This is a genomic window from Psychrobacter sp. 1Y10 (genome assembly GCF_052259005.1).
In the GTDB taxonomy this organism is placed as follows: Bacteria; Pseudomonadota; Gammaproteobacteria; order Pseudomonadales; family Moraxellaceae; genus Psychrobacter; species Psychrobacter saeujeotis.
In genome coordinates this window covers 198,702-220,327 of the sequence record NZ_JBQQES010000003.1, presented here as the reverse complement: position 1 = coordinate 220,327, position 21,626 = coordinate 198,702, and the positions used below count along the sequence as shown (strand labels likewise).

At 41.0% G+C, this 21,626-nt stretch carries 17 protein-coding genes; 4 read left to right on the top strand and 13 right to left on the bottom strand.

The annotated features are described in order from the left end of the window. Positions 1–23: 23 nt before the first annotated feature. The 6 genes from hscB to ACTXGH_RS06615 form a co-directional block, all read right to left on the bottom strand. Entirely contained in the window at positions 24–617 is a 594-nt protein-coding gene (hscB, locus tag ACTXGH_RS06640; RefSeq protein ID WP_439296034.1) for a Fe-S protein assembly co-chaperone HscB, read from the bottom strand. A 150-nt stretch (positions 618–767) separates the two neighbouring features. Next, on the bottom strand, positions 768–1,088 hold the full coding sequence (gene iscA / locus ACTXGH_RS06635; protein WP_299216268.1) for an iron-sulfur cluster assembly protein IscA: 321 nt from the start codon (positions 1,086–1,088) through the stop codon (positions 768–770). 253 nt (positions 1,089–1,341) lie between these two features. Next, positions 1,342–1,752, bottom strand: a complete 411-nt coding sequence (iscU, locus tag ACTXGH_RS06630) for a Fe-S cluster assembly scaffold IscU (RefSeq protein ID WP_439296033.1) — start codon at positions 1,750–1,752, stop codon at positions 1,342–1,344. Between the two features lie 185 nt (positions 1,753–1,937). Next, entirely contained in the window at positions 1,938–3,164 is a 1,227-nt protein-coding gene (locus ACTXGH_RS06625) for an IscS subfamily cysteine desulfurase (protein WP_439260684.1), read from the bottom strand. Next, positions 3,161–3,670 carry an Rrf2 family transcriptional regulator gene (locus ACTXGH_RS06620; RefSeq protein ID WP_299189044.1) on the bottom strand — a complete coding sequence of 170 codons (510 nt, stop codon included), beginning with the start codon at positions 3,668–3,670 and terminating at the stop codon, positions 3,161–3,163. The genes ACTXGH_RS06625 and ACTXGH_RS06620 overlap by 4 nt, the downstream gene beginning before the upstream one ends. Before the next feature lie 376 nt (positions 3,671–4,046). After that, on the bottom strand, positions 4,047–4,691 hold the full coding sequence (locus ACTXGH_RS06615) for a hypothetical protein (RefSeq protein ID WP_345832152.1): 645 nt from the start codon (positions 4,689–4,691) through the stop codon (positions 4,047–4,049). 697 nt (positions 4,692–5,388) lie between these two features. Between ACTXGH_RS06615 and ACTXGH_RS06610 the strand changes: the two genes are divergently transcribed. Together ACTXGH_RS06610 and ACTXGH_RS06605 are read left to right on the top strand one after the other, a co-directional pair. Next, positions 5,389–5,661 (top strand): HU family DNA-binding protein, encoded by a 273-nt coding sequence (locus ACTXGH_RS06610; protein WP_025653024.1) that lies wholly within the window; start codon positions 5,389–5,391, stop codon positions 5,659–5,661. Positions 5,662–5,964: 303 nt separating this feature from the next. Next, the gene (locus ACTXGH_RS06605; protein ID WP_439296032.1) at positions 5,965–7,839 is read left to right on the top strand and encodes a SurA N-terminal domain-containing protein; all 1,875 of its coding nucleotides are present in this window, start codon (positions 5,965–5,967) and stop codon (positions 7,837–7,839) included. A gap of 130 nt (positions 7,840–7,969) precedes the next feature. Here ACTXGH_RS06605 and purH read toward each other — a convergent pair whose 3' ends face one another. The 6 genes from purH to mrcB all read right to left on the bottom strand — a co-directional run bounded on the left by purH (position 7,970) and on the right by mrcB (position 16,087). Beyond that, a complete protein-coding gene (gene purH, locus ACTXGH_RS06600; protein WP_439296031.1) occupies positions 7,970–9,550 on the bottom strand; it encodes a bifunctional phosphoribosylaminoimidazolecarboxamide formyltransferase/IMP cyclohydrolase in 1,581 nt (526 codons plus the stop codon). Between the two features lie 290 nt (positions 9,551–9,840). Then, complete coding sequence (locus ACTXGH_RS06595) at positions 9,841–10,128, bottom strand: helix-turn-helix domain-containing protein (protein WP_420884185.1); 288 nt, start codon at positions 10,126–10,128, stop codon at positions 9,841–9,843. Between the two features lie 210 nt (positions 10,129–10,338). Beyond that, positions 10,339–11,541 carry a DUF3426 domain-containing protein gene (locus ACTXGH_RS06590; protein WP_439296030.1) on the bottom strand — a complete coding sequence of 401 codons (1,203 nt, stop codon included), beginning with the start codon at positions 11,539–11,541 and terminating at the stop codon, positions 10,339–10,341. Positions 11,542–11,729: 188 nt separating this feature from the next. Then, complete coding sequence (prmA, locus tag ACTXGH_RS06585) at positions 11,730–12,656, bottom strand: 50S ribosomal protein L11 methyltransferase (RefSeq protein WP_345832156.1); 927 nt, start codon at positions 12,654–12,656, stop codon at positions 11,730–11,732. Between the two features lie 75 nt (positions 12,657–12,731). Next, the gene (locus tag ACTXGH_RS06580) at positions 12,732–13,553 is read right to left on the bottom strand and encodes a tetratricopeptide repeat protein (protein WP_439296029.1); all 822 of its coding nucleotides are present in this window, start codon (positions 13,551–13,553) and stop codon (positions 12,732–12,734) included. A 65-nt stretch (positions 13,554–13,618) separates the two neighbouring features. Next, positions 13,619–16,087 carry a penicillin-binding protein 1B gene (gene mrcB / locus ACTXGH_RS06575; protein WP_439296028.1) on the bottom strand — a complete coding sequence of 823 codons (2,469 nt, stop codon included), beginning with the start codon at positions 16,085–16,087 and terminating at the stop codon, positions 13,619–13,621. Positions 16,088–16,551: 464 nt separating this feature from the next. On the opposite strand from mrcB, the gene ACTXGH_RS06570 reads away from it, so the two are divergent. Beyond that, entirely contained in the window at positions 16,552–19,398 is a 2,847-nt protein-coding gene (locus ACTXGH_RS06570) for a heavy metal translocating P-type ATPase (RefSeq protein WP_439296027.1), read from the top strand. A 186-nt stretch (positions 19,399–19,584) separates the two neighbouring features. Here the strand turns inward: ACTXGH_RS06570 and ACTXGH_RS06565 are convergent, their stop codons facing one another. Further along, complete coding sequence (locus ACTXGH_RS06565; protein ID WP_058368538.1) at positions 19,585–20,304, bottom strand: Bax inhibitor-1/YccA family protein; 720 nt, start codon at positions 20,302–20,304, stop codon at positions 19,585–19,587. A 311-nt stretch (positions 20,305–20,615) separates the two neighbouring features. Here ACTXGH_RS06565 and ACTXGH_RS06560 point away from each other — a divergent pair, with 311 nt between their 5' ends. Further along, positions 20,616–21,620, top strand: a complete 1,005-nt coding sequence (locus ACTXGH_RS06560; RefSeq protein ID WP_299216235.1) for an NAD(+) kinase — start codon at positions 20,616–20,618, stop codon at positions 21,618–21,620. Positions 21,621–21,626: the final 6 nt, after the last annotated feature.

Genomic DNA, 21,626 nt, shown 5'->3' with positions numbered 1-21,626 from the left:
AGTGTAATACTCATACGTCAAGTTTAAACATATAGGTCATCATCATCTGAGTGTTCAGCGCTCGCTACTTCATCAAGACCGATCGTCACATCAGCATTTAATTTGACCAAAAACTTCAGCTTTTGTGTGGCATCAATGGCAGTCTGCCAGTCTTCACTTTCATAAGCTTCTTCAAAACGTTTAGATTGACGCGCTAAGCGCTCTATGATTTGCGGATGCAGTTGTTGTAATGTCGCACGATCTTTATCTTCGATGGCTTCATCTAAATCAATACGCATCTGCATCGCATCTTCTAAAAAATCCAAATCAGCAATAGAGTGTTCTACATTCTGTGCTTGGTCAGCCATATCAAGTAAATAGCTGGCACGACTATCAGGAGCACTAAGGGTTTGATAAGCTTGATTGATCAAGGCTGATGCCTGCTCAGATTGTTGCTTTGCTTGCGCGGTATCTGTTACGCTCTCTTTACCATTAACAGAAAGATTATCTGGATGATAACGCTTTTGTAGTAAACGTAAACGCTGATCAAGGCTATCTTGATCGACTTCAAACTGTACAGGATGCTCAAATAGAGCAAAAAAGTTATCAAACTGAGCTTCTAAAGTGACATCTGTCATATTATGCGCCTTGCTGTTCTGTTTGTTTTTCAGGTCTTTGCTTAACTGAATATTGTAAATACATACTTATATGAGGCTTAATGGCCAATACTAACTTTGCAACATTTACATCAAGATGCTGCTACTTGCTCAATATCGTAATCGTACATTTTAAACAGTAAAGGATTCCCCGCAGCCACATTCGCCTTTTTGATTGGGGTTGGTAAATTTAAAGCCTTCGTTCAAGCCTTCCTTTTCATAATCCATCAATAAGCCGTCTAAATAAACCAAGCTTTTAGGATCAATAAAAATGCTGACACCGCGACTTTCATAGCGTGTATCGTTATCATCAGGTACATCTACAAACTCTAAAACATAGGCTAGGCCTGAACAACCAGCTGTACGAATACCAACTCGAATACCTTCACCTTTGCCGCGATTATCCAAAAAATCTCGAACATGCTGAGCGGCGCGTTCTGTCATCTCAATCATGCCAACTCCTATTTACTATTAAATTTGATGACGACTAACAATATAGTAACTTATACAATATGGTAATTTATGCATTGATAACAACCACTATAAATGTATGGTCATATCAATAAACTCATCACAATCTAATGACTTTTAAAAATAAAAGGTGACAAGCACCTATAAGCATCATTGTCACCTCTAAGCGTTATTAGTAATGCAACTCACACTACTACAGCAGTGCTAACAGCATACATTGTGTATGCTATCAGATTTAACTTGTCGCTTCTTCTGCTACTTTGGCAGTACCATGCTTACCTTTATAATCGGTTATGGCAGCTTTAATAGCATCTTCTGCAAGCACAGAACAATGAACTTTTACTGGTGGCAATGCCAATTCTTCAGCAATATCCATATTTTTAATTTCGCCAGCTTGATCTAAACTTTTGCCTTTTAACCACTCAGTAACGAGTGAGCTTGACGCAATAGCTGAGCCGCAACCATAAGTTTTGAAGCGAGCGTCTTCAATGATACCTTTATCATCAACTTGAATTTGTAGACGCATCACATCACCACAAGCTGGGGCACCGACCATGCCAGTTCCAACGTTTTTGGCATTTTTATCAAGATTGCCAACGTTGCGTGGATTTTCGTAATGATCAATAACTTGGTCACTATAGGCCATGGGGTTTTCTCCTAGTTAGATGATGAGTAGTTATTTATTAACATTGAAAGGTTTAACTACTCATCGATAATTGGGGTCAAACACTTCATATAAAAACGTTATTTATAATTGTCTGATTTCTCACTAAATGGCTATATTTTATAACCATATTATTATCTAATTCATTAAATATATCTTACCAAATATTAATGTTCTGCCCACTCAACTGAATCTAAATCAACACCTTCTTGATACATATCCCAAAGTGGCGATAGGGCACGCAGCTTATCAACCGCTTCATGCATTTGCTTAACCACAGTATCAATATCTTCTTCAGTCGTATAACGACCAAAACTGAATCGAATCGAGCTGTGAGCTAACTCATCTGGACGACCAATTGCACGTAGCACATAAGATGGCTCAAGCGTCGCTGATGTACAGGCTGAACCAGATGATACCGCTAAGTCTTTCAATGACATCATCAGTGATTCGCCTTCAACAAAGTTAAAGCTGATATTTACGATGTTAGGAACACTGTGTTCTAAATCGCCATTCAAGTAAATCTCTTCGATATCTTGTAGGCCATCCCAAAGCTTTTGACGTAGTTTGGCTGCGTGCGCATGATCCTCTTCATAACGCTCATTAGCTAAAGCGAATGCTGCACCAATACCGACAATTTGATGCGTCGGTAATGTACCTGAACGCATACCACGCTCATGACCACCACCATGCTGCTCTGCTTTTAGGCGAATGCGCGGTTTACGGCGAACAAATAATGCGCCAATGCCTTTAGGACCATATGCTTTGTGACCAGAAAAACTCATCAAGTCAATTTTCATCTCTTCAAGGTTGATCACTACCTTGCCGACAGCTTGAGCACCATCAACATGGAAAATAACACCTGCGTCACGCGTAATCTCACCAATAGCAGCAACATCGGTAATCGTACCAAGCTCATTATTTACCATCATAAGTGATACTAAGATGGTATCGTCACGAAGGGCTTCTTTAACTTGCTCTGGCAAAATGAGACCAGTACTTGCTTGCGGCTCAAGGTACGTGATCTCAAAACCTTCTTGCTCAAGCTCACGGCAAGTATCTAATACTGCTTTATGCTCAATCTTACTTGTAATAATATGCTTACCACGAGACTGATAAAAATGTGCTGCACCTTTGATTGCTAGGTTATCAGATTCTGTTGCACCAGAAGTAAAGACGATTTCGCGCGGATCAGCATTGATTACTTCAGCTATTTGCCCACGAGCAGTCTCTACCGCTTCTTCTGCTTGCCAACCATAGCCATGTGAGCGCGAGGCTGGATTACCAAAGATGCCATCTACAGTCAGATACTCGCTCATCTTAGCAGCTACTGGTTTAGCAACTGGCGTAGTAGCGGCATAATCTAAATATATAAGGGTGTTATGTTGGCTCATGCTGGGTTTGCCTCGCTGGTCGATAAAGTAATAGTATTAATGTCTTTTAAGGAAATCTCTTTAGTAGAGGTATGCTGACGTTCTGATACTGACTGCACGTTTTCCATATCTAATAATTGCGCTAATGTTATATTTTTCAAGTACTGTTCTATATGATTTGATAATGCACACCATAAATCATGGGTCAAACACATTGTACCGCCTTGACAATCACCGCGTCCTTCACACTGCATCGCGTTAACAGATTCATCAACAGCAGAGATGATGGTCATCACGTCTATTTCATCTAAAGGTTTTGCCAAATGGTAACCACCTGCCGCGCCGCGGATACTAGTAACCAAGCCACGTTTACGAAGTTTGGAGAACAGCTGTTCAAGATAGGAGATAGAGATAGACTGTCGCTTTGCAATATCAGATAAGGACACAGCGCTGTCTTGCTGACTAGTCTGTAAAGCCAGATCTAATAAAGCGGTAACGGCGTACCTACCTCGAGTAGTTAAACGCATAAAATATCTCCAAGCTGATCAGTTATAAGCCAAATTTAATAACGAGCTTAAGCATATTGATTAATAAAATTAATGTAAGACTACTTACATCATGGCGATACTAAACAGATTAAATGCTAGCACCATCAAACAACAAATGATTAACCAGATATGTGCTGTGATAGAGTTATTATACTTAATCCTGAGTAATTTAGTCAAGATTAAAGTGTCTTAGTATGGTTAATCTTATCTATCACGGTTATTAATAAAAGTAATCGGTAAACTTAAGACTTAAAAAGAGACATAACAAAGAGGGGAACAGTAAGAGTAGAACACTTAACGACAGCTCTGTAGCGTCATTAAGTGTCGTTGTTTAACAAGAGCAAAGCTAAATAGATCAATTCATTAATAAAGCAATGATGGCACCGATCGCGATGATAGTCGCTACAACTGATACAATGGTAAGCGTTTTTTGTCTACTTTGTAGCTCTTTTACTGTTGTTTCAAACTCGCGATTTTTTATGGTCAACGTATTTATTTGAGTCTGTTGTTCTGCAATACGTATTTTATAATTATGCTTCTTTTCTTCCATCTCCTCTGTACTAGGCTTTTTCTTAGTACTGCCGCCTTTGAATTTTTTTACGATACCTTGGATCAAACTGCCTAGCCCTAGCTGAGTGATAAACTGCTTAACCAGTTGCACTTGAATGGCTTCACCGCGCATTTGTAATTTTTCAGTTGTTTCACTGTCGTGTGAGGTAAGAGCATTCAACACTTGAATACTATAAGCGTTGATAACGACGTCAGGCTCACTACGATCAACAGGTAGTTGAGCGTCGAGTAACACACCTTTGTAGCTAAAAGTTGCAAAAACCTCTACATGAGGTAAATAGAGGCGCAGACAAACCAAAGTGCCCTGTTTAGCAAGTGGGTAGGCAGCTTTACGTAGCTCAGGATCTAGACGTAGCAACAGGGTCAATGCTGACTCAATGAACACTAAAATGATATTAAGAAGAGAGTGAGACAATGTAGTACGCTTCATGTAAGTAATCCATTTTATTGGGCAGGTTAAAAGAAAACATAAAATATAAGTAACAATGAATGTTTGCAAACATAGGATTGATTATAGTTCGGTTTTTTATAACATACTATGCGACAGCTATCATAACGTTTTCATCATAAAAAGTAATGTATCTCTATGTCAGTTAATAAATTGTTGTGCTATGAACTAACAGCAAACAGTAAATTGATAAGCATTAATAGAATGATAATACAAGCCGCTAAAAACTATACTAACGTTGTTGGCTATCAATCAATAGTCTTATGTGGTCATAAAGAATCATTGTATAAGATGAATTTCTACCTTTAACGTTGAGTTAACCATTTAAATTATATTAAAAGCGACACTTTTTTAGTAAAGTTTGTATTGTAGAGTACGAAAATTACATTAGAAGTCTACTAAACCATTCTTTTATAAGTAGTATTTTTAAAGCAAATTTATACATCAAATAAAGAGTTACAGGAGATTTGCGTAACGTTAAGTGTCAAATACGTAGTTTCGCAAGCGAAAAAATGTAAAATCGCTTGCGCTCCTTTTGTTGCCTTGATATAAAGACGTTAATAACGCGCAACCTGCAAACAAAAGCGTCTAAAATGGTTTTTATTGCTTATATCATGTGAGAGCGATACAATGCCGGACGTTAGCGTTTATTTCAGCCCTTAAACTTGAAGGAAATTTTATGAATAAGTCAGAATTAATTGATAGCATCGCAGATAAAAGTGGTCTAAACAAAACTCAAGCTGGTGATGCATTGAACGCCGTTATGGAAAGCGTTGGCGAAGCTCTAGAAGCTGGTGAAAGCATCTCATTGGTCGGTTTTGGTACATTTAGCGTAAAAGACCGTAAAGCTCGTACTGGCCGCAATCCTAAGACAGGTGAAGAGCTAAGCATTCCAGCAAGTAAAGTACCAAGCTTTAAAGCTGGTAAAAACTTAAAAGAGCGCTTAAACTAGGCGAATATTGGCTTGTTTTTTATATTTGTTGTTTAATCTTTAATAGCAAAGCAAGCAATGAAAAGCACCTTTAAACAAAGGTGCTTTTTTTATTGCTAAAATTTGTGCCGTACAAGCTTGGAATATTTTGAGTATAGACCAAAATTCACGTATCATAGGGCGCGCGTAACGATATTGCTTTATTGAATTACGATTTTATCAGTTTCAAATAACACACATACCATTTATCATTTCATTGTTTTACATGTCATCGACAGTGTTGCAATGGTTCATCATCAATATGAGTTAAAAGTAGAAATAACTATGGATAAATTGCGCGATTTTTTAAAAAGCTGGCCTGGTCGCATTTTATTGATTCTATGCTTATCGCCACTTGCTTTATTGGGCATTGAAAGCTACTTTCAGGGTAATGTTGACCCCAATCAAGTTGCTCAAGTAGGTGAAGCAAGTGTAGGCTTATCAGAGTATCAGAACGCAGTCAACAATAGACGTTCTGAGATTTTAGACCAAATTGATGATGCAAGCTTATTAAATGAAGACGTATTACATGAGCAAGTGTTAAAAGGGTTGATTGATCGTACTTTGCTTGAGCAGCAAGCTGGCAAGCTAGGTATGACAGTATCAGATGAAACGATTAATCGTCTGTTACGTCAAGAGGAAGCTTTTAAAGATGAAAATGGTGAGTTTTCTAATGCTCAGTTTTCAAACTTTTTACGTCAACGTGGCATGAATAAAAACCAACTTTTTGCTGAATTTCGCAATCAACTAAGTCTTGACCAGCTCAATGCTAGTATCGTTGGTACTGCCATTTACCCTATGCAAGCGGTAAATCAATTGATTGATTTGCAGCTAGAATCGCGTGATATTTGGCTGCACCGCTTTGATTGGCAAGACTATCAGCAGCAAGTTAAGCTTAGCGAAAACGATATTCAAGCCTACTATGATGCCAATAAAGAAACGCTAAAAAGTGATGCGATGGTTGACTTGGCGTACATTCAGCTGAGCCCAGCGATGATCAAAGTTGATACAGTGACAGAAGAAGAGCTGCAACAGCAATATGAAAGCTATAAGCAAGGTCTTGCTGTGGTCGACGAACGTAAGATTAGCCAAATCTTATTGACTGGTGATGATGCAAAGGCACGCGCCAGCGATGTTAAAGCCCGTCTTGATAAAGGTGAGTCATTTGTAACATTGGCTAAGTCAGAGTCAGACGATCCATCAGGAGCAAGTGGTGGTAATATTGGACTGTTTAATGCCTCAGTATTCGGCAACGATGCTGCCACTGTTGAATCAGCATTACAAGGTTTGAGTGTTGGTGATGTTACACCACCTATCAAAACCAGTTTTGGTTATCAGATATTTACGGTAACAGAAGACAATGGTAGCAAAATACCAAGCCTAGAAAGCATGCGTGACGAGCTAACAATCAAGGCAAAAGAATATAAACGTCAATCTATTTATGCTGATAAAGTAACGGCGATTAATGACTTGGCAGCTGATGGTTTTAGTATCGAAGATATTGCGCAGCAAGAAAATGTGGCATTGAAAAATATTAAAGATTATCGTAAAGAAAATAACACCTCAGTGTTGTCGCAACCTGCTGTTATTAAACAGGCGTTTGATGAGTTTACTATTCAAGATCAAGCAGTAACAGCCGGGATTGAGGTCGGTAATGGTACGGCGTGGGTACAACCAAGTAACTATCGTCCTACTCAGACTCTTACGCTTGCAGCAGCAACACCGATAATCACGCAAAAGCTACGTCAACAAAAAGCCAGTGCTATGGCTCTTGAAGACGCTAAACAATTAGCTGCTGGTATTAAGACTGTGGCTGATATTAATGAGCAACCAGTAAACTTTCAAGCATTAGGTCAAGTGAATCGTCAAACAACGTTATTGACCAATAAAGAACGCAGTTTAGCATTCAGTCAGCAAGCGCCTAAAGATGGGGTTGTAGCGTTAGCTAGCGAGACTGAGATAGGCGCTAGTGTGATAGTTGGCAATCGCATCGAAACTGAACAACAATCACAGTTATCGGATATAGAAAAAGCCCAAACCGCACGTATCATTCGCGACAATCTAGGTCAAGATCAGCTACAAGATTATTTAGATTATCTGCGCTTAGTATATAAAGTTGAAATCAATGAAGCCAATATAGCCGGCGCACAAAGTCAATAAAAGTATCATGGCTTTAGTTTTAGCGATTAAGAATGGCTAAAAGATGGGCGAGATTTACTGAATAAAAAAGCCACTGTACTATACAGTGGCTTTTTTGATGGATGATAAATAAATACTAACTGGCTGAGTACTAGTGGCGGAAATGGCGCATACCAGTAAAGACCATGGCAATGCCGTGCTCATTTGCTGCAGCAATGGTTTCATCATCACGCATAGAGCCACCAGGCTGAATAATCGCTGAAATACCTACTTCTGCAGCATTATCAATACCGTCACGGAATGGGAAGAAAGCATCTGATGCCATGACAGCTCCTTCAGTAACCAATCCAGCGTGCTCCGCCTTGATAGCTGCGATACGAGCTGAGTTGACGCGGCTCATTTGACCTGCACCCACACCAATAGTACGCTGATTTTTGGCATAAACAATAGCGTTGGATTTGACATACTTTGCAACGTTCCAGCTAAACAGCAAGTCAGCGATTTGGGCTTCAGTTGGTTGAACATCGGTAACGATTTTTAGATCATTAGCCGTAATCAAACCTAAATCCTGCTCTTGTACGAGTAAACCACCGTTGACGCGCTTATAGTCAAGTTGAGAGTCACGCTGAGCCGGCGCTGGCAACTCGCCGCAAACCAATACACGTACGTTTTTCTTAGTCGCAGTTGTCTCAAGCACGCCGTCTTCAATACTTGGGGCGATAATGACTTCAACGAATTGGTTGTCAATAATAGCTTTAGCAGCCGCCACGGTTAATGGACGATTAAAAGCAATGATACCGCCAAAAGAAGACTCAGGGTCTGTGCTAAATGCTGTCTTATAAGCTGCGACCTGGTCTTGATCCACTGCTACGCCGCAAGGATTAGCGTGCTTTACGATGACGCAAGCAGATGCATTAAAAGCTTTAACGCACTCAAGAGCTGCATCAGTATCAGCGATATTGTTATAAGAGAGCGCTTTACCTTGTAATTGCTTTGCAGTAGCAATAGAAGCTTGCTGGCTTTTTAAAGACTGGTTTTCGGTATAGAAGGCTGCATTTTGATGAGGGTTTTCACCGTAACGTAGGTCTTGTGCTTTTTCAAACTGCACATTAAAGGTACGCGGAAAACTTTCAGGCTCTTGAGTATCATTGACACGGCTGCCTAGGAAGTTGGCGATCATACCATCATATTGTGCCGTATGTTCAAACGCTTTGACAGCTAAGTCATAGCGTAGAGCCGTTGTCAGCTCCGTGCCGTCACCTAAAGCGGTAAGCACACGCTCATAATCAGCTGGGTCAGTTACGATACCTACATGAGCATGATTTTTAGCAGCGGCACGTACCATAGTTGGACCACCAATATCGATGTTTTCAATAGCATCATTCATAGTGACATTGGCACGAGCAATCGTTTCAGCAAATGGATACAGATTAACCACGACCAAATCGATACGATCAATGCTATGTGAATTCATTACTGTATCGTCTGTACCACGGCGACCTAAGATACCGCCATGAATTTTTGGATGTAATGTTTTAACACGGCCATCCATCATTTCAGGAAAACCAGTATAATCTGATACTTCAGTTACCGCCACATCATGCTCTTTGAGCAACCGATAAGTACCACCAGTGGATAATAAGTCAAATCCTGACTGAATAAGCCCTTGAGCAAATTCTATGATATTAGATTTATCAGAGACTGAGAGTAGAGCAAACGGTTTGGTAGCCATAAAAACGATTCCATAGAAAAAGCCCGACAAAACGTCCGGCAAGATAGTAGTAGCAATCACAGATACAATTACATTTAATCTATAAATTGCCTTATACAATAATGATAAAGCGTGATATTAACAGCATGAAGTGAAGCTTTAAGGTTATAACAGCGTATCTGCAGTCAGCTATATACCGTCTAACCTTAAAAACACCCTAATAATCACGATGCCTATAATAAAACATCTGACTCATTTACACAAAACTCAATATCATTTTAGAGCATAAATACTAACTTCTATACAACCAACTACATTAAATTATGAATTTTTAGTTTCTTACGTAATGTGCCACGGTTGAGACCCAAGATTTGAGCACACTTGGTTTGATTGCCACGAGTTTGTTCAAGCACGACTGTTAACAAAGGTAGCTCTACTTCTCTTAAGATAAGCTCATAAAAGTCTGTTGGCATCTCGTCCTCCAAAGCAGCAAAGTATTCACGTACGACACGTTCGACATGTACTCGCAAGGGTGCATTGACTGGAGCAAGCTCTGAGTTGCCATACAAGTCATTGTTTGAGCTGCTTTGTGCGTCCATTGTTGGCTGCTGAATGCTATCTTGATTATCAGACTCGCGAAGATGATCATGATGGTGGGCAAGATGGTTGGCAGTAGGAGGAACTGAGTGTGCCATAAGATAATGTCCTTAAATATTGTCATACGACAAAGGTTATAAATAAAAGGCTAACTGGGTGTCAAACTGCATATCAATGTAAACATCAGGTTAGAGACAGGCAGGCATAAAAGATTAATAAATAGGATCAATAATTACTTTATTAATCTCATCATTGACCACAGGGACGGTAAACATAAAGGGTTTGTTTTGTTCAGCAGAGAGTAGGTTTTGTTTGCTGACTAGATAGTCCTTTGGCATGGCAATGAACTCTCCAATAACATCGTCATTACTATAGATACTGACTTTTAGATTGGGTAATAACTGAGATTTTGTGCTTTGATTTGCCAGGGTAGCTGCTATATCGGTAAACCCATCAGCAGCATTTACCTTACTAGGCCGATAAATCACGTCAACGATATCAAAAGCTGTCATATCAGCAGTGGGTAGACTACAAGCGGCAATAGCGCAAACTGCTTGTAAGCGCTCTGCATACATTGGATTTTTGACTAGATTGTCTAAATTAAAAATAACATATTGTGCAAACAATAGCATTATCAACACCAAACAGCCGGCCAGCCACAGTAACGAAGCGATGGATGTTTGTACACGAGATTGTACTGGATAAATACGTGACTGAACTTTGCTTGCGCGCTTAGGAGTAGCTTGAAATTGATCTCTCAGTGGTACGCCCATACTCACCAGCAATTGTGATAAATCAGTACCAGGTTCTATAACGTCTGTTTTATGGTTTTGCTCTTCAAGAAGTTTTTCGAGCCATGCATTATCATTATTAGTATTTCTGTTAGAAGTATCAATAGGGACTGAAACATTGTCGTATCGAGACATGGTGTTTATAGCATTATTTGTTTCTTCAAACATGTTTTCTGGTTCGTTATAGATATCATGATCAATGAAAGCGTCGCTATCTGCAGTGGCTATTGATTTATCAGCTGCGTTTGCAGAGTTTTGATGCGTTGATGATATTTGCGTAGCGTCCAAATCAAAAGACCAAGCGCTCATCTCATCCAATGAATTGTGTGCTGAGTTTGGCGATTCAAGATCATCAATAGGCATATCATCATAGATAAGCGTGTCAGAAGATAAAAAGTCATCATCCTTTCGTTGCGCGTTATTATGCTTATTTTTTTGGTTGAAAGTAGAGGTGCTATTGATACCTGAAGGCTCATCACCAGAAACCACAAGGTTTTCATTGATCAAAAATATCTGCTGACAGCGTTTGCAGCGTACTTTGGCATCCAGCTCATTTAATAAAGTTTGTGGTAAACTAAAGTAGGCTTGACAAGAAGGACATTGTGTTTTGATAAGCGTAGTCATGTAATTGAGTCCAAAGAAATACAGTAATAATCACCATATACTCACTCACCAAAAACTGTCTTATTTGAGATATCTGTAGCACGATAGACAATAGGGAGTAGTATTGCATTTGCAAAATCCAACCAATTACCTATCGTAACAGATGTAATAAATTGTTGCTAGTGTGTAAATAAAACTATTTTTTATTGCTATTGTGTAAATACTCCTGACAAACGTTGCCAATGTTGATCTTCTTGAGAAGTGAAAGCATGTTTAGAATCGAGGTCAAAGTAAGGACGATAAGCCTCTGCAACTTGCTCGGTTTGAGACTCAATTAATCCTGCTAACACTATGCGTCCTTTAGGTGTCATTAAAGTTGCAAAATAGGGAGCGAGACTAATAAGAGGTTTCGCTAAAATATTGGCAACAATAACATCCACTGGAATAATATCGTGCTGCGCGCAATAATCTGCAAACGCTTCTGGTAAAAATGCTTGCAATTGTCCATCAACCTTATTGCGTGCAGCGTTTTGGTTCGTAGCTAGAACTGCTTGTGGATCAATATCGACTGCGTAGACGTGTTTGGCACCTAATAACAACGCGCCAATGCCCAATATACCCGAGCCGCAACCATAATCTATTATTACTTTATTCTCTAAGTCTTGCTCGGTTAGCCAGTCTAGACATAGACGCGTAGTGGCGTGATAACCTGTGCCAAAGGCAAGTCCTGGATCCATAACAATATTAGTGGCATCAGCGTCGGGTGGCGTTAACCAGTTAGGCACAATCCATAGGTTGTTAGCGCATTCAATTGGATGATAATGAGTCATCCATTCACGTTCCCAGTCCTTATCGTCAACTGCTGTCAACCAAATGCGACTGGCTTGTATTTGTGCTGCAATATCATGACTGAGCTGCTCAACGGCCTGTCGACTGCCGTCTTCGGTAGTAGCGTCAAAAAGGCCGGTTAGTATTACGTCATCCCACAAAGGTGATTCGCCAGGCAATGGCTCAAATAAGGGTTGATCACCTGCGTCGTCTAACGCGATAGATAGTGCGCCTGCCTCTAACAACAGTGCTTCTGCAAGTTCGACGTTTGCTTTTTCACACTGGAGGTGCAGTTGTTGCCATGCCATAAAGATACCTTTGATTAGATTAAAGTGAGTAAAACAAATGTAAGCTACTGTACTTTATGTAAAAGTAGCTCAAAATTACTTAAGTGCTTGTTGCGCTTCACGAACAACACGCGAATTGTTTTGTTGTTGACCTGAGCGTAGGATAAGCTGCCATAATGAACGCCGGCGATTGGCATCTTCAGAAACAGTCAGACCACGCCGCGCCATGGCCTCAGCTTTACGCGGTTGCCCTTTTTTTAGGGCTACTTGTGATAGATAAAAGTATACTGCTGATGATCTCGGTGCTAAACGCTGCGCACGGGTAAAGCTGTTCTCAGCAGACGTTAGATTGCCTGATTTTAAATGACTAGTACCAGTTTGCATGAGATTGCGAAAAGCTGGCAAGTTACTTTGATTATCAGTAGGTTGACGGCTTTTTTGTTTTGAATTCTGACGCGCCTGCTCTAATAGCTCGTTATGTGACGGTGCAGTAGGGGGCTGCGAGATCATATAATCGTCACGCGGGGGAGTATATACAGGCTCGTTAAATATGATTTCTGGTTGTTCTATGACCTGTGTTTGCTGTGTTAAAGGGTTGTTAGCGTCTGAGGTGTTTTCTGAGTAAGTATTATTCTTTGGCGTAGCATCAGTAGGCGGTATATATGGTTTGGTTTGGTAGATATTTGTACCATCAGGACGATTTTGAATATCAGACGGTGTTTTAGTTGTGGTAGGTGCTACAGTCACAGGCGTTTTGGTTATCACCGTAGCAGTGTTGCTAGGTAGCGATGATGTCGTTTGACAAGCACTCAACATCAAAGTACTGATGAGCGCACTTGTTAGCAATAAAGATCTGCTGAGACTTTTGTAGCTTTTGTTCTGTACTACCAAGTACTGATGTTGCATAAATACCGCCATATCAAACCCCTTATTCTGTGTCATTTTAACCAACAGTATGAATCAACAGCTTATCAGATATTTTACTAGAACCACTCAAGAGCTCGATCGTACCAAGTATCCGTACGTCTTTGAGTATCGTTATCACCATTTTCGTCAGTTGGCTCGATTATCTCACTGTTTGGTATATTTAGACCTTCACGCTGACGCTGCTGATTGATCGATCCTTGCTCATTTTCCCATTGTATTTGACCACGTGCTTGCTCCTGCTGATACAAAGAGATCGCACAGCTGCTCGCTTCTTCTGGCAAATGTGCCGACATGACTGGTAAATATCGAGCCGAGGCGCAGCGCTCATTAGATAGTTTGCCAGTGTTATTCTCAAGCCATAACCATTCAATTCCTTCAGGCTCTGGCATCGCGACAGGCGTCAATTTTATACGATTCATATAATCAACCCATACTGGCAGTGCTCCAGTACCACCGCTAAGCCCAATTGGTTTATTGTCGTCACGTCCAACCCAGACGACGCTCACATAGTTGCCGCTATAGCCTGCAAACCAGGCATCACGGTAGTCATTGGTCGTCCCAGTCTTACCCGCTAGGTTTAAATTGCTACCAAGTGATTGGGCACGTTTGGCAGTACCGTTTTTGACCACTTCTTGTAAGGCGTAGTTGGTTAAGTAATTGGTTTCAGGTGGTATGCTACGTTGAGTGTTCAGACCAGTACGCTGCAAAATTCGCCCACGATTGTCAATAACGGTTCGAATACTATGAATAGGGGTGCGAAAGCCACCAGTTGCAAAGACTTGATACACGCCAAGCATGTCCATAGGACTTAAGTTAACTGAGCCTAATAGCGCTGAGGGATAAGCGGGGATCTTTTCTTCAATACCCAAACGGTGTAACTGTTTGGCAAATGTGTCAATGCCAAATTCCATTCCCAAACGCACGGCGCTTTGATTATACGATTTGGCAAGTGCTGTTGTTAATGGAACATAACCATGATCACGACCACTATAGTTTTTAGGGTTCCACTTGCTACCATCCCCTAAGTTTACCGTAATCGGAGAATCATCGACGGGGCTGGCTAAATTGTAGCGACCGCTTTCAAGCGCTGTCATATAAATAACAGGTTTTAACAATGATCCAACTTGACGCTTGGCATCAACAGCACGGTTAAAACCAGTAAACTCGCTACCACTACCAACGACAGCGACAAGCTCACCGGTTTCAGGATTGGCACTGACCAAGGCACTTTGCAAGTCTTTGGTCTTACTACTGTTGCGACGTAATTCGCCAAGTTTTTTATCAACCGCTTTGTCGGCTGCTAATTGCGCAATAGGGTCAAGGGTACTAATAATGGTAAGACCTTCGTTTTTTAGGTCATCAGAGTAATAGACGTCATTAAGCTCGCGCTTGACGATGTCCAAAAAGTCTGGAAATTGGCTTTTGCCTTCAACAGGCTTGTCTACCACTCCAAGAGGCTTTTCTAGTGCCGTATCGTATTGCTCTTGACTGATAGAACCCATCTGTAGCATATTGTTGAGCACTACATCACGACGTGCCTTTGAATCATTAGGATGGCGACGAGGATTGTAGACGCTTGGCCCTTTAGCCATACCGACTAGCATGGCTTGTTGATCCAAGCGCAGCTCATTTAGAGGTTGGTTAAAATAAAATTGTGCTGCCAAGCCAAAACCATTTATAGAGCGGTTACCATTTTGACCAAGATAGATCTCATTAAGATAGGTTTGCAAAATCTCATCTTTACTATAATGCAGCTCTAGTAATACGGCCATCAGTGCTTCATTGGCTTTACGCTTAAGGGTGCGATCAGAATTCAGATAAAAGTTTTTGATAAGCTGCTGGGTGATGGTCGACCCCCCCTGCATAGAGCCACCAGAAAAGTTGTTGATCACGGCACGGGCGATACCGCGTATAGATACTCCTTTGTGCTCATAAAAACCGCGATCTTCAGTCGCGATTAAGGCATCAATTAATGGTTGCGGTACGTCATCTAAAGAGACAACCATGCGATCTTCATTGCTATCCGGATAAATGCCGCCAATACTTACAGGCTCAAGACGAATAATGCCAGTCTTATTTTGTTCAGTGCTCTGAATCGACTTAATCTTATCGTTGGCAATCGTCATTTTGATGACTTGTTCTTTATCAATATCGTTTGCGCTATAAGTAAAGCCGCGCGTATGAATAAAGTAGTTATTGCCTGACTTATAGAAGCTACCTGTGCGATCATAGGCTTTGTTGCTACGATAATTAAGCAGCTCAAGCCAAGTCTTCATCATACTGTTGTCAACTGCCGCACCTTGATAAAGCTCAAGCGGTTGCGAATACACTTTGGCAGGAATATCCCAGCGCTTACCTTCAAACTTATGAGTAATAGTACGGTCAAGCTTGACCAGATACAGCGCCAACAAAACCATGCCAACGATGACAATGATTAATAGAATACTACTAAATACAATTCCGCGTTGCTGCGAGGGGGGATTACTTGCAGCAGACTGAGGTAACTTAGGATTAGATTTTCGCACTGATAACGCACCGTATTGGGATAAAAAACTGCCTCATAATGACGCAAATTGACAAAATTTTCAATCTATCATCATCGACTTAAGGTTTTATTGGGTTTAGCTAGGAAGGTGTATAATGATATAACATCGAATATCAATATATAAATGAACTAATGAAAGCGTAGTAATAGTACTAATATGAGTTTAAAAGAACTAAGAGTAGGGCAAATATTGTATTTAACGAATGAGTTTTAATATGGCATTCGCTTATATATGACTGTCTATAAGGTTTTAATTTATTTAATAAGTGCCATATAGGATAACAGCCTATACGCCCAAAAATGGTGTTTTTTGTATGGATTATCTGCTGTTATTTTATCAATAGTTGCTAGGTTATTGTTAAGCTTAAATTTAGTCTAAATCAAGCAATATTTATGCAACACAATATCTGTAAAGCAGTATGTCTAAAGGAAGTAAGCACGATTATGTCTAGTGTCTCGTCATCAATACCCGCAATCATATCTCATGAAGACAGCTCAATCATTGAAGGTTTGGTATTGCCGCTTGCCGGTCACTGTTTCCATTGCGGTGATCCAGTACCGCAGCCACCCTTTCATGCTGAGATATTAGGGGAGTCACGTGAGATGTGTTGTATGGGCTGTCAACTGGCTTCTCAAAGCATTGTAGAAGCTGGACTTGAGCAGTATTACCTTGATCGCTCAGAAATCAACCGTACAGCCAGTCTACCCACTCAATTAACACGCCTTGAAGCCTACGATAATGACGAAATAAAGTCGCAGTTTGTCTATGCCCAAGATGGTATGTCAGTTGCGGAGTTGTCTGTCAACAATCTACGCTGTGCCGCTTGTACGTGGTTGATTGAATCACGATTAGATGAGTTAGATGGTATTCGCAAATGTCAGGTAAATCTGACCAATCAGCGTATGCGAGTGATTTGGGACGAGAGCAAGCTGCCTATTAGCCGTATCTTAGCTGTCATTAACGAGATCGGCTATGAAGCAAAACCTTATCGGCAAGATACCCATGAGGCTATGCTGGCACGTCACAACAATCAGATGCTACTAAGGCTTGGTATTGCAGCATTGGGTTCCATGCAGGCGATGATGTATGCCGTAGCGATCTATTTTGGCGAGTATAGCGATATGCTGATATTCCAGCGCGACTTTTTACGCTGGGTATCTTTATTTGTGAGTACGCCTGTGTTTTTTTATGCAGGTATACCGTTTTTTACCTCGGCTTGGTCAGCGATTCGTGCACGCCAAGTCAATATGGATGTGCCAGTTAGTATTGCCTTGATTGTTACTTTCTTTACCAGTCTTTATGCCACTGTTACTGGTCAAGGAGAGACGTATTATGACTCAGTCAGTATGTTTATTTTCTTCTTATTGGCAGGACGTTATATTGAGCATAATGCACGTCTAAAAGCAGCTACTATGGCAAATGACCTAGTCGTTGTAGAGCCGGTACTGGTACAAAAAATTGCTGAAGACAAAGAGTCTGCCGAACGTATTTTGCAGCAATTAAAGCAAAGTACGACTGGGGAGAGTGATGTTAATAAAGCAGGAAAAAATCTTGCTGAGCAGATTGATAATGTGACTATTGAGGGTACAAGCAATCAGCATGCGTCAAGCTCTATACCTAACTTTATGCAGAACATGGAGGACGACGTCCAGCAACTAACCTTGCGTATTGCTAAAGACTGGCAGCAGACACGTAATCGACAATTGGGTCTCTTAAAACGACAAAACGAAGATGAAGAAAAGCAAATGGTCACCGCTCATAGTTTACAAGTGGGCGATATCATCATAGTTGAGGCGGGTTCCGAGATTATTAGTGATGGTATTTTGCTAAGTCCAACTGCTACAGTCTCTCAGAGCCTATTAACAGGTGAAGGCAACTTGATCGCCAAAACTCAAGGTGACTATATTATTGGCGGCGCTCAGAACGACAGTCAGCCGTTTGAGATGTTGATTACCGCACTGCCAGCAGACAGTCAAATAGGCCTGATTGATAGGCTAATGAACCGTGCTATGAGCGAAAAGCCAAAGCTGGCTCAGCAAGCAGATAAGCTGGCACGTTGGTTTGTTGCGCGCATTTTAGTACTGTCGGCGTTGGTGTTTATCGGCTGGTATGTCGTTGATCCAAGCCAAGCGATTTGGGCAACTGTAGCGGTACTAGTAGCGACCTGTCCCTGTGCGCTGTCATTGGCCACACCAATTGCATTGACTGTCTCGACCAATCGCTTGGCAAGCTATGGTTTTTTGACGACTCGTGGACATACGCTACAAACACTAGCAGAAATCACCCACGTGGCTTTTGATAAAACGGGCACACTTACTTATGGTAAACCAAACTTATTGAATATTGAGCTATTAGACTCTGTACAACAACATGAAAAAGATGAATCAAAGACAGCTTCACAAAAAAACAGTCTCTTAGCCACTGCTGCCGCTTTAGAAGTAGGCAGTCGTCATCCTATTGCTCATGCATTGCTAACAGCGGCTCATCAATTGCATTTACCACTTACCCAAGGTTTGCAGCATTATCCAGCGGGCGGGGTGGAAGCCGTGATTGATGGCGTATTGTACCGTATTGGACATATAGATTTCGCTTTGGATAGGGTCAACGATAGTTCTGTCAACGATAATTTTGATAGTCATATAAGCCCCATTGATGACTCCATTATTAATTTAGTTACTCATCGTGCCAGCTCCGCGGTGGTGTTATCGTGCCAAGCAAACGGTGGCAGTACGTGGCAGGGAATGGCATGTTTTTATTTCAATGACAAGATACGTGATGATGCCAAACCGATGCTTGATACCCTTAAGGAGTATGGTATCGAGTCAGTGATGCTAACAGGAGATCCAAGCCCGCAAGCGCTCGTAATGGCTAAAGATTTGGGAATGCAGTCTGCTTACAACGGTTTATCGCCAACCGATAAGGTTAACCACTTACAAAAACTGCAAGCTGAAGGCGCAGTCGTCCTAATGGTCGGCGATGGTATCAATGATGCCCCTGTGTTGGCAGCAGCAGACGTGTCGACCTCGATTGCTGGGGCCGCAGATTTGGCACAAGTATCTAGTGACAGTATCATATTGAACGGTCAAATCGATGCAATTACTGCTGCTAAACGTATCGCTGATAAAACCGAACGTATTATTAAACAAAACTTTCGCTGGGCTCTCGCTTATAACGGTATCGTGTTAATACCAGCGGCGCTAGGCTATGTTCCGCCTTGGCTCGCTGCTATTGGCATGTCGCTAAGCTCATTATTAGTGGTGTTAAATGCGCTGCGTTTAAAACGAGCTTAACCTATATTTGCATATAACAACTGTTATCATCTAGTTACTTGAAGCTTATCAGACTTGCTAATCTCAATCACAATGCTTCTTTCATCGCAACTTAAGTTTTAACAAGCCATTAGTTTTATCCATAAAAAAACCGCCTGTTATTAAAGGCGGTTTTTAAGCATAATTTTAATAAAACGTTACTTTTAGTTAGTCTTGTAAATAACTTAGCAAACGTAGGAACTCGATATACATCCATACTAAAGTCGCTACAATGCCTACACTAAATATCCATTCGTAGTCTTCAGAAACGCCTGCTGCTACTCCGCGCTCAATGTTATCAAAATCCAACAACAGACTGAATGAGGCGATAACGATGACAAACAAGCTAAAGCCAATAGCAATCATCCCGCCATCAAATAAAAACGGTAAGCTTGAGCCAAACAACACAAAACCCCACTGCACAACGTATAAGATCATAATCGCAAAAACTGCTGACATCATAATAGAGCGAAACTTATCCGTGACCTTCACTAGGCCTGAGCGATATAGACCTAACATAACCGCGGCTGTCACAAAGGTTGCACATAACGCAGTCAACGGCACACTTGGATACATACTCATAAATATCATCGAGATGCCGCCCAAGAACAAACCTTCTAGTAAAGCATAAGGAATGGCTAGGGTCTTAGCCATATGAGGCTTAAAAATCATAAAAAACGCTAAACCAACACCTGCAAACATACTAACGATTGCAGTCATATAGATAAAGCTACTAGATAATCCAGCAGCAATTGCATAAAAGAAAAAGCCTAAACCAGAGAGTGCTGACAAGCCTAATAGCATTGTTGTCTTTTGTACCACACCTTTGACGGTCATCGACTTACCGCCGACCGCAAGTTCTGCGCGACTGACAATAGGATTGGCCATACATGTATCCTTAATAAAAAATATAAATAAAATAATACAGATGTCAGTTACTTTAGCAAAACCGTTATTATTGTCAACTGTGTTTGCGTGACACCATGAGAGATAGAGGTTTTATGCGACTGCTAAATCGCTTATTGACTAATATAGACGATACTTTTAGTAGTCAAAAAAACATCTAAAAAATGCGTACGTTAGTTATTATATGGGGTCGATTATGACAGTTAACAACGATAATTGATAAAACATGCTAGTTTAAACGCTCATTTATCGCTATCATTACTCTGTACTTTACAGTGATACCGAGTCGTTTTATGGAAAACTCAGCGCAGTCAGAAAGATTGCCGCATTTGCACGAATCAGAGCTATTTCATGCTATAAAAAACCCAGCTTTTAGGCGTATTGGTCTGATGGGCCGAGCTGGTAAACGTAGCGTCACCCAAAGCCTTGTTCAAATTGCACAAACCATCAATGATATGGGTTTGATGTTGATTATGGATGTACAAACTGCTAACTTGCCTACTCTAGATTTGACGGAAGTAGAAAAAGTCAAAATCGTCAAGCGTAGTTTGATAGGCGAGATTTGTGATCTTGTCATCGTAGTAGGGGGAGATGGTTCTATTTTACATGCAGCTGAAGCACTAGCGCGCTACCGTGTACCTGTATTGGGTGTCAACCGTGGCCGACTTGGGTTCTTGGCTGATGTAAAGCCTGATGAAGCTGCCTTTAAGCTGCGTCAAGTATTAATGGGCGACTATCAGCTTGACCATCGGTTTTTATTGACCATGGAGATAAGAGAAGGACGCGACATTATCCATGAAGACATGGCGCTTAATGACATTGTTTTACATGCCGGAAAATCGGTACATATGATTGATTTTCAAATGAAAATTGATGGTCAAGATGTTTATCGACAGCATAGCGATGGTTTAATCGCTGCAACGCCGACAGGATCGACCGCTTATGCCTTGTCAGGTGGCGGCCCTATTATCCATCCTAGTATGGATGCAATATGTCTAGTGCCTATGCATCCACATACGCTATCGAGCAGACCGATTGTAGTCAGTGGCAATAGCGAAGTCTGTATTCGCATTCATGAGGACAATCGTACGCAGCCGATGGTCAGTGCAGACGGCAAAGCGAGCATGCCACTTGAACAAGAACAGCGTTTATACATTCGTAAACATCCAGATAAGCTGACTTTGCTGCATCCTCCAGGCTTTGACTTTTATGAAGCTTGCCGTACTAAGCTACACTGGAACGTCCACGCTGAAGAATTTAGTCTCGACAGTGATGATGATATTACAGATGACGAGTAAACGTAT